Raw genomic sequence first — 13988 nt, 5'->3', positions numbered from 1 at the left:
GCGCTCCACGCGGCACCCGGGTCCCTACCGCGTCATCTTGATCTGCCGCACGGCGGGGATCTTCGGCAGCGAGCCGGTGTGGTCGGTCTCTTCCTTGACCTGCGGCCCGGATGGCGCGCGGGCGGTGGCGTCGGGGAAGCGCTGCTTCATCTCGCGCAGGAAGCCGTCGAGCGTGTCGACGCTCGCAGCCAGCTTGGCGATCTCGGCGAATTCGGCACTGGAGGCCGCGGCCGGCTTGCTGGCGATGTTGAAGGCGAGACGGTCGGCGCTCTCGCTCATCAGCGGCGCGTACTTCTCGCGGAAGCGCGACAGGCCGATCGAATCGTCGGCGAGCGCGTAGCCGACGGCGGCGCGGATGATGTCGCTCTTCTCCACCGCATTGAGCGGCTTGAAGTCGCGGAAGCGTTCACCGTAATAGAGCTCGATCTGCTCGGCGGACTCGCGCCAGCGCCGCGCCGCCCAGAAGATGTCGGAGCGCAGGCGGAGCACCTCGCGCCCGGAGACGTTGGAGACGATGTCGAGCGCGAGATCGTGCCGGCCGACGTCGCTCTGCGCCCGGGCCTCGAGCAGCAGACGCTGCTGCCTGAGCTCGCCGGAGAGATCGCTGATGCGGCTCGCGCGCAGCGCCGAGATCGCCATGTCCGGCCTGCGGTTGGCGAGATAGATCATGGAAAGACGCGCGGCGACCTGGGCACGCGCGGCGCCTTCGAGGCGGTGGTCGACCTGGTACTGCAGGAGCTCGGCGGCCTGGTCGAGCAGGTCGATCGAGGCGAGACGGTCGGCAAGACGCCGGATCAGCTCGTCGCCGCGGCGGCCGATCGGTGTCAGCTCGCGGAACTCGTAGAACATCCCGAGCGCCTCGACCGGCGGCAGCTCGTCACCCTTGGGCCCCAGGAAGATCTGCGTGAACAGGTCGGAGGCGAGATCCTGCGCCTGGCGCGAGGCGTCCGCGTTCGGCTGCAGCTTCGTCGCGGTGCGCGCCGCCGTGAGCGCGTCCCGGTAGCGCCCGTTCTCGGCATAGATCTGCGACAGCATCTGCAGCGTCTTGACCTCGATCGCGTCGCCGCGCCAGGTCATCGACAGCGTCTCGAGCTCGCGCAGCGCGTCTTCCTTGCTGATCTCGTCGCGCTTCTGCCGCAACGCGACCTCGAGCTGCTTGGCCTCGGCCGCAGCCGGCCGGTCGCTCGAGCCGACCGCGAACCTGTAGTCGTCGAGCGCATCCCTGTCGTGGCCGAGCGCCTCGGCGAGCCGGCCGCGCAGCACGGCGAAGCCGGGCGCAGCCTCGGGCGATACGCCGACGATCTCGAGCTCGCTGCGCCGCTTGGAGGCGCCGGCATAGTCCTTCACTTCGAGCGAGGCGCGCATCGCGTCCATCGTCACGATGCGCTGGATGTCGAGTGGCAGCGAGGCGATGGCGAATTCGACGTTCTTGAACTTCTCGCGCGCGTCCGCCCATTTGCCCTGGCGCGCATAGGCGAGCGCCTTCCAGAGCTGAGAGTCGTGGCTGTTGCCGATCACGGGATTGGCGAGGTCCTTCAGGCCCTGCGCCGGCCGGCCGATCAGGATGCTCGCGATCGCGTGCATGATCAGCGCGCCGCTCTCCTCCTTGTTGAGCGGATCGCTCAGCATCAGTTCGGTCACGGCCTTGGCCTCGTGATACATCGCGCGCGACATGTAGAACTGCGCGAGGTCGAGCCGCGGCAGCGAGCGCAGCGCCGGCTCGACGGCCGAGCTCGCCGTGATCAGTTCGCTCTGGCGCGTCATGAAGTTTTCCGACTGTCCCTTGCGCCAGCCTTCGGGGCTGAAGATCGGGCGCACCGCGGTCGGGGCGCGCTCGGCGGAGATGTCGACCGGCGACAGCGTCAGTCCGCCCTTCTTGCCGAGAATGACCTTGTCGGATCCGACCTCGACGCCGACCTCGTCGGAGTTCGGCCGGATCGCGATGCCGTGGGCGGATTCCAGCAGCGAGAGATCGACGAGGTCCTGACGCTTGATGAAGCCGCGTACCGGCCGCTGCGCGGTGACGACGTAGAGCATGTCGCCGGCATCGGGATCGGTGAACTTGTGCAGCAGGCCCGGATTGGCGAAGGGAATCGCGATGTTGGCGAGCGCGGGGTCGGTGATGTTGCGCGACATCATCAGCGGCAGCGGCGTCGCCTGGATCTTGTCGGCGAGCGTCAGCAGCCAGTTGGTCTCCTTGCCGACCTCCTCGCTCGTCAGCGAATAGACCAGCGGCCGGGTGAGACGGATGCGCACCGCCTGCCCCTTGTCGAGGGGGATGCGGCCGACCTCGCCGATCATCGCGCCGCCCTTGGCGCGGATCGCCTCGACGTCGATCGGCTTCGGCGTGTCGAACACCAGCCAGATGGTGTCGCCGCGGCGGAACGCCGCCGCAGGCGTTGCGACCTGAAGCGGGAACGTCACCCGCAAGCCGTCGCTGTCGCGGCGCGCATCAACGCTCGGTGCGGCCGGCTGCGGCGCGGTCGCGGCCTCGGTCGGCGCAGCTTTGGCTGCTTCCCTGACCGGCTCCTTCGCCGCTTCCTTCACGACCTCCTTGGGCGCCTCGACCATTGCGGGCTTGGCCGGTGCGGCCGGAGCTTCGGCAACAGGCGGGGTGGGCTTCGAGGCTTCCTTGGACGTTTCTTTGGGTGCTTCCGCAGACTCGGCCACGGGAAGCTGCGCCGGTTTCGGCGCTTCGGCGACGGGCATCGCGGCAGACGCTTCCGGCTTCGCCTCGGGCTTGATATCGATCCTGGCGTCGCGCGCGATCGTCTCGGAGGTCGGCGGCACGATCTCGCGATGGGCGTCCTTCTTCTCGGCCGCCGGCTTTTCCGCGGCCGGTGCCGGTCCATGGCCTTGGCTGGCGGGCTTGGCCTGCGCGATCGCGGCCTCGGGCGTCGCGGCCGCCTTGCCCTTGTCCGGCTGGAAGGAGACGTCGACGACGTAGTTCTTCTCGTCGCGGAAGGAGTGCACGTCGGAATCGCCAATCAGCGCGATCTCGACATTGGTCTGATCGATGTCGGCCCTCTGCTTGATCGAGGCGACGTTCGGCGGCGCGGCGACGACCGCGTCAGCGAGGTCGAAACTGAGGTTGGCGTTGAAGGCGAGCGTGAGCTTCTGCTCATTGAGCACGGAGGACACGCCGACGCCGTCGGGCATCTCGAACACGAAGCGCACGAAGGTCGGCTGCACCGAGGCGCGCACACGGATCTGCGGACGCTTCTTGGTCTCGGCCGCGGCGCGCTGCGCACGCAGCGCCCGTTCGGCGACGCGCGCGCGCTCGGCGAGTTCCTTGACCACATCCATGGGCAGGCTCGGCGGCGGTCCCTTCCAACCTTCCGGCAACAGGTCGATGAAGGTGCGCTCGCCGGCATTCATGGTGTTGACGGTGACGCGCCGCGCCAGCGACAGGCGGATGGCGCCGCCGTCGGGATCGCGGCGGGCGGAGTTGACGTAGTCGGGCGCGCCCTCCGGAACCCGGTCGACGGGAACGTCGACCGGCCGGTCGAAGCGGATGATGAGAATGGAGCCGGCCGTCGTCACCTCGGAGGGAACATCCTCGCCGAGCTTGATCACCAGACGGGCAAAGCCGCCACCGGCCGAAAAACTGGCCTCGCCCCGGATCGGGTCCGCCCGCGCCGGGCTTGCGGCGATCAGGCCGACCAGGAGGAGGGTTGCCAGCGCAGGTGCCTTACCGACATGACGCGACAGCCCCCACGCCAGGGCGCGGGCTCGCGACACAAATCCAGCGGCAGCCTTCTGCGCCATTGGCGGCACTTCTTCCGGTTCGACGACCCATACCGGCACATGGCGCCGGCCCATGGCGTCGAATGTAGGTTTTGCCAATTAAGGACTTGTTAATGCTGTATTGGCGAATTGATCCCGCGCCGTGCGTCGCGACGCCTTGCGTGCGGGCTGAGGCGTTCGCGCTCCGAATTTGGAGAGCAAGTGGTTAAGGAGATGTTAACACCCCGTCGTCACCGGCGCCGGGCGGGACCGGCGCGGCGTGCACTGCAGCCGCCGTCTCGGCAAATTCCTCTGCGATGATCGACGAGCCAGAGCCAGTCGTGAACTCAGTCGTGACCGACGCCATAATGCGCGAACTCGTCGCCGATATTGCCCTGAATTGTCTTTGCAGCCGAAATGTCAGAATCTCCGCCAATCGCGTCGCCTTGCTTCAGCTTGGCAAGCCCGCGGCCAAAAAGCGCGCTCGCCAATTCCGGGGCGGCCCGCAAGGCAGAATTGTAGTCGGCGATCGCCGCGCCGAACTCGCCCATCCTCAGGTGAATCAGCCCGCGCGTGTCGTACACGGCAGCGCTGGTCGATCCGGATTGAAGCGCTCTGTCACAGTCCTCCAGCGCGGCCTGCCAGGCACCGAGTAGCGCCCGGGTCCAGCATCGTCCGCTCCATGCGGCCTGCGAATTGGGCTGGAGACGAATGGCCTCGTCGTAGTCATGCGCCGCGCGCTGGTGGTCATTTTTCTTCAGGTAGGCTCCGGCGCGGTTGACGAAGGCAGCGCCATAGTCGGGATCGAGCTTGATCGCATCGTCAAAGGCTTCGATCGCGAGCTGATATTCGCCTTTCCTCAAGTAAGCTACACCGCGGTTGTTGAAGGCCTTTGTGTATGTCGGCTTGAGCGCGATCGACTGATCGAAATCACGGATGGCTTTGTCGAAGTCGCCCTTTGCGGTGTAGGCATTGCCGCGATTGTTATAGGCGATAGCCAGAGCTGCCGTCGTCCCCTGACGCGCCTCGATGAAAGCCGTGCAGGCAGCGATCCGGGCATCAAGCGAGATGGTACCCGCCCCGTTGCAGGGTTCAATATAGCTGAGATAGCTGCTGTTCACCTTGGAATTCTGGGCCGCGACTGGCAAGCCGACCAACAGCAGGACGCCAATCGCCACTCCGCTTTTGACGACGGACGATCTTGATTCCATGTCAGGCCCCGTCCTCTGAGATCTGGGCGATTGCGCGGAGGCTAGAACCAGCGTCAGCACCCGCGGCAGATGTTCAGATTGAGCTTGTGCTCCGCCCTTTGCTCGGGTCGCGGTGCCCCCGTTACGCCGGACTTCTTCGAATATTTGTTCTTGCCCTCTTCGATAAGAGTGGAGAACCTGGTGGTTCCGTCATCCGAGATTTCGACATGAGGTGTGGTGCCTCGAACGCCCATCGTGGCGACCGGCGTTTCGATCTTCATGTCACCGGTCTTCGCAACCTGGCCGGCAACAAAAACGAACGTCCCCTTGGTCAGGCTGAAGATCGTCGAATTGGACTTCCCGGCTGGTTCGTAGACATATTCGTCCAACGTCATGCGGGTGTTGCTCGACAAGTTGAACGACGTTCCATCCACGAAGTTGATGCCGACCCGACTGTCGGCATCGGTTCGAACCACATCGCCCAAATAGACCGGATCGCCAATCTTCGTCTTGATGGATTCGCCCGGGACGTTGACCTGGGCAATGACGGCTCCGACATGCTCGATGATGACCGAGCCCTCGGCTGCCACAACTTTCCCGATTGGCTTTGACGACGAGTCCAGGACGGCTCGCCGCGGAGAATCGTTCTGCGCCTGGACTGGGTTGAGTGACGAGCCGGCCAGCGCGAGGACGATACCTGCCACGAGAACAGTCGCTGCGTGAGTGCCCATGGCTCAACCCTTTTTTGAAGATGTTGTTTTGAGCATCGGAACGGCTCCGACGGCGTCGGCAAGACCACCGCGCATTATGGCAGACCAGCGGCAACAAGCCACGACGGCCAAACCGACTATTCCGGAGTAATCCGAATGGCTGATCGCCGTGCCCGAAAGAGCCACTATCCGTGCCAGGCAATTTCAACCAGCTTTTCGCCCGTGCCGTCGGGTGAAACGACAGCAATTCTGCCGTGACATGCCTGGGCGGAATTCTCGGAAACCACGACCTTCAGCGGGCCTGACTGAGGTTGCCGGCGCAAAAGCTCCCGATCACGTGACGCGGCAAGCCAGCAAAGATACGGCGACGTCTGAGGTCGACCGCTTGTCAATCGAGGTCGAACAATGTCCGTCACGCCCGCTGGAAGGCCCGGGGACGAGCGCGAAGCCGCTGCGGTCAGGCATCACCGCCTGAAGGCGGCCACGAGCGGCTCTCTTGATGGACCCGTCGCGCAGACTCGCGAGCGGGCCTCTGCCGGCCGCTTCGGGATGCTGTCGCTCACGGCATTGTTCTTCTCGATGATCAAGCAGGCCCAGGCCGCAGACCCGAACGTAACGTTCCTGGATGACGACGCCATCACTTACAAGGACCTCGCGCACGGTGCATTCGAGCTTGTGACCAAGGAGCCGATCCCGCGGCACATCATCGTCGAGGATCCCGGCGAGACAATCGTCCTCAAGAAGGTCGGATCCTCGGTCAGTGTGAACCAGGTCACGAACACTCTTGCTCGCATGGAGGAGTTGCAGGCCGCACAACAGGACGCGCTCGCCAATCTTCAAGGACCCCACGGCTCGGGCACGCCTCCCTTTGTCAAATCCCTACCGCTGCAGCCGATCAATTTCATTCCGCCCGACGCACCCGCGCCGCAAGATTTGCTGAAGCCTTTGGTTTTCACCCCTGAGCCTCTGATCGTACTACCACCGCTGACGCTGATCACGGGAGCCGGGCCGGCCGAACTCGACACCGTGGTGTTTGACACATTCACTGCGACGAGCGGAACGTTCGCCGCGAGCAGCATGAACAGCGGCAAGCTGACCTTCGGCGTCGTCGGGGCGAGCGCCGGCAACACGGTCCTGGGCGGAGTGACATACGATCTGTCGAAGGCAAGCCCCTACGGGACGCTCTACGTCAATAGCACGAGCGGCGCCTATACGTTCGTGCCCGACAGCGCCGCAATCAACGCGCTGACGGCGCCCACGACCGACGACTTCGTTGTGACCGTTTCCGACGGAAACACTTCTGCCAGTCAGACCTTCACGATCGTCCTTAACGGCGTCAACGACGCTGCATTCATCTCCGGAACCACGACCGGCTCGGTTGTCGAGGCTGGCGGCACCACCAACGGAACGCCCGGCACGCCGCTTGCAACCGGCACGCTCACCGACACCGACGTCGACAATCCGCCCAATACCTTCACGGCAGTGAGCTCGCCAAGAGCGAGCGCCGGCGGCTACGGCACCTTCACGATGACGACGGCCGGCGTATGGACCTACATCCTGGACGACACCAACGCCGCGGTGCAGGCGCTCAATGCGGGCGATACGCTGATCGACAACTTTACGGTGGCCGCCGTAGACGGCACTCCCCAAGTGGTGACGATCACCATCCATGGGGCCAGCGACGCGGCCATTATCTCCGGCTCGACGGCCGGCTCGGTGATCGAGGCGGGCGGCGTTGCCAATGCAAATCCCGGAACGGCCACTGCAAGCGGCACGCTCACCGACACTGACGTCGACACGACCTCAAATGCCTTCACGGCGGTCGGCCCAACGGCAAGCGCTGGCGGCTACGGCACCTTCACCATGACGGCAGCCGGCGTGTGGACCTACACGCTCGACAATAGCAACGGTGCGGTGCAGGCGCTCAATGCCGGCGAGACGCTGGCCGACACGTTCACAGTGACCACTCTGGACGGCACCCCCCAAGTGGTCACCATCACCATCCACGGCACCAACGACGCCGCCATTGTTTCCGGCACCACGACCGGTTCAGTGACCGAGGCAGGCGGCGTCGCCAATACGGCGCCCGGCACGCCGGCCGCGACGGGCACACTCGTCGCCGTTGACGTCGACAATACGTCCAACATCTTCACGGCGGTAAGTTCGCCAAAGACAAGCGCGAACGGCTACGGCACCTTCACGATGACCGCCGCTGGCGTGTGGGCCTACACCCTGGACAACGCCAACGCCGCGGTGCAGGCGCTCAATGTCGGCGACACGCTCGCCGACAGTTTCACTGTGACTGCCATCGACGGCACCCCGCAACTGGTGACGATCGCCATCCACGGCACCAACGACGCCGCCATCATTTCCGGCACCACGATCGGCTCAGTGATCGAGGCAGGCACCGCTGCGCCCGGCATTCCCGTCGCGACCGGCGCGCTCACCGACACAGACGTCGACAATACGCCGAACACTTTCACGGTAGTCGCCTCACCAACTGCGAGCGACGGCGGGTACGGCACCTTCACCATGACGGCAGCCGGCGTATGGACCTACACACTCGACAACAACAATAGCGTGGTTCAGGCGCTGGATCCGGGCGATGCGTTAACCGACACTTTCACGGTGACTGCGATCGACGGCACGACGCAATCCGTGACCGTCACCATCCATGGTGCCAGCGACGCAGACCCCAACGATTTTGATAACCTCGCCACGGGGTCCGTCGTGATATCCGATCCCCCCAACGTGTTTGGAACGCCGGGGAGCGAAACCATCGCGGGAGGCGGCAACGAAGGTCAGATTATCTACGCAGGAGCCAGCAGTGATACCGTCAACGGTACGGGCAAAGCCGACATTCTCTATGGCGGCTCCGGCAATGACACGATCAAGGGCAACGACGGGGATGACACGATTTACGGTGGTTCGGGCAACGACACCATCAATGGCAACAATGGCAGCGACACCATAACCGGTGGATTTGGTGCGGACCACCTCACGGGCAGCAATGGGAACGACCGTTTCGTCTATCTGTTCGCGGCCGATTCCAACGCCGGCCAGTTCGACACCATTACCGATTTCGCGTCGGGATCCGACAAGATCGACTTGACGGCTCTCGGCGGGCTTGGCTTCGTTCTCCTGGCCTTGAGCCCATCAAGCACGTCTGTGCCGGCTCATACGATCGCCTGGCTCTACGACAGCGCGGCCAATGAGACGATCGTGTATGTCAACCCGAGCGACCAGACCCTGCACATTGGCGATTCCAGCTTGATCGAAATCCATTTGCAGGGAATTGCGACCATCGACGCGTCGGATTTCATCGTGACGCCGGCGGCGGCGGCTGTGCTGGCGGCCGACAGTGGGCTGCTCGATCTCAGCGCAACGACACAAAGCGATGCCACCGCCGTGACGATCACCGGTTCGTCCGACACCACACTCAGCGACGGCACGCTCCTCGCTGACTGGAACGCGACGGACAGATCAACCGCCCAGGCCTCCGGCGTCTTTGCCAGTTCGGACCAGTTTGGATGGACCGAATATCCGAGCTTCGCCAGCTCAGACGGGGTGCAGCTGCGCGCGACCGAGATCACCGACAGTGCCCCGGTAACGACCTCACCGACCGGGCTGTCCACGAGCTTGCACGACGTGGCCACACCGACGGCGACCAGCTTCGTCTTCGATCATCTAACGGTACCCGACAGCATCGATACCACGATCGGAAAGAATGACGTGATCGCCGGAAGTGCCCCCATGCCTGACGTTGCTTTCACGGCGCTCCACGATGCGGCCGAACAGCTCGCCCGGCACGGGCATACGGTGGAGAGCGGCGACAAGGACCATGGTGCATCGGCTCCCGAAAGCGCCCACAACGCTGGTCATGCCCACGGCGGACCCGGTCATTCGCTTCCAAGCGAGGCAGCCGGACAGCACGACGTGCCCGGACACGGCCCGGCGGGTGTCGATCCGCCCTCTACTGCTCATGCGGCGCCCACCGGTTCGCACCAGTTCGGCGACTCCTTTGACTTCAAGGATGGCGCTTCGCATGGCCAGGGTTCAGAGCACAGCGCAGAATTGGATGATCCCCCGGACCCGTCCGGTCATCACGAACACGCCGGGAAAGTCCACGAATCCGCGGCGGCGTCAATGCCTGAACTGCCCCCGCCGCATCTTGACCAGGCTCACGGGGCAGGCACAACCGGCGTTCATGTGCTGCACGATCTGATCGTGTGACGTCCCCACGGCGACCGTATCTTCAGTGTTGTTTTCCCGCGCAATCCGGCGCGGAGGAATTCTCTCGCCCGAGACCCGCGTCATCATCAGCGTCGCCATCTTCCCCTTGCGGCGGCAATGCATGCTGATGATCTAGTGCGGTTGTCCAGGCGAACGTCATCGCCGCGATGAGCAGCCGATTGACAGCTTCGATTGCGCGTCCTGCTGCGGACGAGTAGTTCATGGCTTCCCTCCCCGCTGCGGATTTACGAATGGCGGAAGCCTAGGACGAATGCGTCGGCGCCACTGTACTCCATGTCACATTCGTACGCGTCAACTCAGCGCATCCTCAGAAGATGCCGCTTGCTCCGGCTGCATCCGCAACGCGAGTCGTTGTTGGTTGCCGGACACGCGCGCACAACCTCAGAGGTGTTGCGATCTATCGACGACTCTGAATCAGATGCGGTTACGGCGATGCGAATTCGATTGGTCAGCCTTTGGGGGGGCAATCAATGAGCGGAGAAGCCAACTGCATTGTATGTAGCCGGGCAAGAGCAGTCGTAGCCGTCTTTCCAATCGCGCGGGGCTATGCACTGAAGGTATACGAGTGCGCCTGCTGCCACAGCACCCTGCATCTCGTGACTCGAATGACGAAGGCTGCGCTGGTCAGGCAGCACTGCGAGACCCTCCTTGCCGTCGAGAAACAGCTGAGCTCGACAGGTCCCAGGGTTCAGCAGCGGATCGCAAACTAGGCACGCAAGGCATCTGGCCCCGTGCCGGCCGGGCGACCGGGCAACTGCGCGCAGGCTGCCGCAGCGCGCCGCGGCTCTCGCGCGCTCAATTCGGCTTTTGCGTCGGCTTGCCGTCGATCTTGGGCAGGTCGCCGGCGGACGCCGATTGATCGCCGCCGCCATTGGCGCGGCGGGCCATCTCGACGGTCAGCCGCTCGGCGGCCTCCGGCGACATCAGTCCCAGGATGTCCGACATCTTTCGCGGCGCGATGGCCGAGGCGATCTCGATCAGCACGCCCATCTCGAGCCGGTCGAACACCCGCGCGGCATCCTTCGGCTTCATGCCTTCATACATGGTGACGAGGCCCTTCATGCGCTGGGCTTCGGCGGCCTTCTGCTCGGCCTGGGTCGTGGAGATGCGGGATTCCACCGCCTTCATCTCCTCGACCTTGTTCTCGATGCGCTTCTCGGCCGATTTCAGCAGACTCTCGCGGATGTCGATCTCGCGCTGGCGGGCCTCGATTTCCTGGCGGCGCGACTGCAACCGCTCCAGGATCGCGCGCTCGGAGGCCGAGACCTGCGGCTGGGCTTCCTCCACCTTGACCACGGTGCCTTCGGGCTTGGTCTCGGGCGCGGCCGGCTTCGGCGCCTCCTTCGGCGCGCCATGGGTCGATCCCGTGATGTCGGGGTCTTCCCGTCCGGTCGGAAAGTTCAGATTCTCCTGCGCCCAGGACTTCTTGGCCTGTTTCGGCTGGTAGTCGAAGACATAGCCGCCATTGATCGCGAGGCCCGCGACCTTGAGCGTGGCGAGACCTGCGACGGCAACCAGGACGACCGGAATGACGCGGATGTTACGAAAGGATTTCATACCCTGACTTCATGCGGCAAGGCCGTTGGATCGTCGGCGCTCGGAGAAGGCTTCGGCCGCAGCCGCCACCGCCTTGGCCGACGAGGGCTTGGCCGCGGGCACGGCAACCGTTTCCGGATTGGTCACGGGGCGCGCGGCGATCGCGATCTTGGACAGGCGCCGCACCACGTTGTCGGCTTCGCCCAGCTGCTTGTAGAGCTGGTCCGACATCTGGGTCGCCGCCGCAAGCTGGCTGCCGAGGTTCTCGTTGACGTCGCGCACGGCGAGCTTCAGCCCGCCGATCGCGCGCTCGGCGATCTCGGTCGCGGTAATCAGCTCGGCGATGACCGCCTTCAGCGAATGCTCGTCCGCCTTCAGCCGCGTCAGCCGCTTGTTCAGCAGAATGCAGTAGCCGATCGTGAGCATCAGCAAGATAGCCACCAGCGTCTCGATCGCCATTCCAAGGGAGTGGTTCATGGGGCCTCCATCATCTTGTTGTGCTCGTCCACCTTCTCGAACATCGCAAGTGTCGTACTTGGCTTGCGCAAGGGTTTCGTCACCCTGATAGCGACGCGGTCGCCGACCCGTCCCATGCGTCCTTCGGTGATTGTGACGTCGCCGCAGCGCACGGTGACGTTGGCGTCCGCGCGCATGTCCAGCGGCAGCGTGTCGCCGACCTTCAGCCGCATCAGCTGCTTGAGCGGGATGTCGGCCTCGTAGAGCACGGCATCGACGGCGATCTCGGCCTGGCCGATCTCGGTGGCGAAATGGCCTTCCCAGACCGGGTCGCGGCCGAACTTTTCGCCCATGAACATCTGGAGCAGGACGCCCCGGATCGGTTCGATGGTCGCGTAAGGCAGCAGGAGCTCGATATTGCCGCCGCGGTCTTCCATGTCGATGCGCAGGCGCACCAGGATGGCGGCGTTGGCGGGACGGCTGATGGCGGCGAAACGCGGGTTGGTCTCGAGCCGGTCGATCGTGAAGGTCACTGGCGACAGCGGCCGGAACGCCTGCTCGGCGTCGGCCAGCACCACCTCGACCAGCCGCTTGACCAGCTCGGTCTCGATCGTGGTGTAGGGCCGGCCCTCGATGCGGAGCTGGCTGGTGCCGCGGCGGCCGCCGAGCAGCACGTCGATCATCGAGTAGATCAGGTTGGAATCGACCGTCGCCATGCCGAAATTGTCCCACTCCTCGGCCTTGAACACCGAGAGCACGGCCGGCAGCGGGATCGAGTTCATGTAGTCGCCGAAGCGCACCGAGGTGATGCGGTCGAGCGAGACTTCGACGTTGTCCGAGGTGAAATTGCGCAGGGATGTCGTCAGGAGCCGCACCAGGCGGTCGAAGACGATTTCGAGCATCGGCAGACGCTCGTAGGAGACCATCGCCGAATCGATGATCGCGCGAATGCCGGAATGGTCGTCGAGCGTGACGTCGCCGACGGTGAAGCCGAGGAGGTTGTCGATCTCCTCCTGCGACAGCACCCGCTCGCCGGAGTTCTTGCCGGTGCCGAGGTCGCGGCTGCCGTCCTCGACCATGGCGGCCCATTGCAGGGCCATGGTCTCGGAGAGTTCGTTTTCGGCAGCGGCCTTGGCGGCCTCCGCGGGATCCTCGGAATCGAGCGAAGCCTCCCATTGGGCGGCAATCGCATCCTGGTCCATCTGCTCGTTGCCGGCCATGACGCTAGCCCATTACCTTCCCTGCGCCGTCACTGGATCACGACTTCCTTGAACAGCACCGCGCTGACCTGGACCGGCGCGACCGCCGCATTGACGCGCTTGGTCAGCTCTTCCTTGAGGCGGAAGATGCCGGCGGAGCCGTTGAGGTCGGAGGAGCGCAGCTCGCGCACGTAGGTCTGGAAGATGTCGGTGACGCGCGGCATCGCCGGCTTGATCGCCTCGATCTGCTTCTCTTCCTTCAGCTCCAGCACGATCTTCAGCTTCAGATATTGCACGCGCTCGCCCGGAGCACCGGCGAGGTTGACCATCATGTCGGGCACCTCGACGAAGGCCGGCGGCTTCGGCGGCGGCGCCGCCTCGGCATGATGCTCGTCGTCGCCATGACGGAAGAAGAAGAACCAGGTCGCCGCACCGCCGCCGAGGACGGCGAGCAGGCCGACGGCCATGATGATGAGTTTGAGCTTGTTCTTCGGGGGAGCGGCTTCCGCGCCTTCGGCGGCTGCGCCGCCTTCCGCTTCGTTTTCTGCCATGGTCGCCCGGCTCGCTCATCTCTCATAGGAATCGAAAGAGCGAAGCCCCCTGGCAGACAATGACGCGATACAAATGCCCCAGCGCAATGCGCTCCCTTGCATGCAAACGCTACGGTAATAATGGTTAACGGAATCTTTCGATTGGGCCTCCACTAGGAAAAATCTGCCGGGCAAACATGGCTAACAGAACCTTTCTGCCGCCCTCCCGCGCCCTCGAAAAATCGACAAGTAATTGATATTAAACAATTTTCTACGTTGGCACGGCTTTCGCTGAGAGAGGACCGAGACCGAAGGGTTTGGGAGAACCTGACGGTCTCGTTCACGGGGTCCGCCAAGGCGCTTGGGAGAGCGAGGAGGCAGATCTCA

9 protein-coding genes are annotated in these 13988 nt (G+C 64.3%); 1 reads left to right on the top strand and 8 read right to left on the bottom strand.

The genetic code is table 11. The features are described from left to right. Positions 1-24 precede the first annotated feature (24 nt). The 3 genes from A3M7_RS0137845 to A3M7_RS0137835 all read right to left on the bottom strand — a co-directional run bounded on the left by A3M7_RS0137845 (position 25) and on the right by A3M7_RS0137835 (position 5620). Positions 25-3768, bottom strand: coding sequence for a hypothetical protein (locus A3M7_RS0137845; protein WP_049823965.1), 3744 nt, complete (start codon positions 3766-3768; stop codon positions 25-27). 305 nt (positions 3769-4073) lie between these two features. Continuing rightward, positions 4074-4937 (bottom strand): tetratricopeptide repeat protein, encoded by an 864-nt coding sequence (locus A3M7_RS0137840; RefSeq protein WP_027548522.1) that lies wholly within the window; start codon positions 4935-4937, stop codon positions 4074-4076. A gap of 53 nt (positions 4938-4990) precedes the next feature. Next, positions 4991-5620, bottom strand: a complete 630-nt coding sequence (locus A3M7_RS0137835) for a FecR domain-containing protein (RefSeq protein WP_245284419.1) — start codon at positions 5618-5620, stop codon at positions 4991-4993. Between the two features lie 411 nt (positions 5621-6031). On the opposite strand from A3M7_RS0137835, the gene A3M7_RS45640 reads away from it, so the two are divergent. After that, on the top strand, positions 6032-9859 hold the full coding sequence (locus tag A3M7_RS45640) for a VCBS domain-containing protein (RefSeq protein WP_049823957.1): 3828 nt from the start codon (positions 6032-6034) through the stop codon (positions 9857-9859). 22 nt (positions 9860-9881) lie between these two features. On the opposite strand, the gene A3M7_RS49315 is transcribed toward A3M7_RS45640, so the two are convergent. The 5 genes from A3M7_RS49315 to fliL form a co-directional block, all read right to left on the bottom strand. Further along, complete coding sequence (locus A3M7_RS49315; RefSeq protein ID WP_156937112.1) at positions 9882-10082, bottom strand: hypothetical protein; 201 nt, start codon at positions 10080-10082, stop codon at positions 9882-9884. Positions 10083-10675: 593 nt separating this feature from the next. Further along, positions 10676-11437, bottom strand: coding sequence for a MotE family protein (locus tag A3M7_RS0137825; RefSeq protein ID WP_027548520.1), 762 nt, complete (start codon positions 11435-11437; stop codon positions 10676-10678). 9 nt (positions 11438-11446) lie between these two features. Further along, complete coding sequence (locus tag A3M7_RS0137820) at positions 11447-11893, bottom strand: DUF6468 domain-containing protein (protein ID WP_027548519.1); 447 nt, start codon at positions 11891-11893, stop codon at positions 11447-11449. Next, a complete protein-coding gene (gene fliM, locus A3M7_RS0137815; protein ID WP_027548518.1) occupies positions 11890-13092 on the bottom strand; it encodes a flagellar motor switch protein FliM in 1203 nt (400 codons plus the stop codon). The genes A3M7_RS0137820 and fliM overlap by 4 nt, the downstream gene beginning before the upstream one ends. Before the next feature lie 29 nt (positions 13093-13121). Then, positions 13122-13622 carry a flagellar basal body-associated protein FliL gene (gene fliL, locus A3M7_RS0137810; RefSeq protein ID WP_027548517.1) on the bottom strand — a complete coding sequence of 167 codons (501 nt, stop codon included), beginning with the start codon at positions 13620-13622 and terminating at the stop codon, positions 13122-13124. Positions 13623-13988: the final 366 nt, after the last annotated feature.

It is taken from the genome of Bradyrhizobium sp. WSM2254, from assembly GCF_000472645.1.
Taxonomy (GTDB): Bacteria; Pseudomonadota; Alphaproteobacteria; order Rhizobiales; family Xanthobacteraceae; genus Bradyrhizobium; species Bradyrhizobium niftali.
This window is presented reverse-complemented; position numbering and strand designations above follow the sequence as displayed.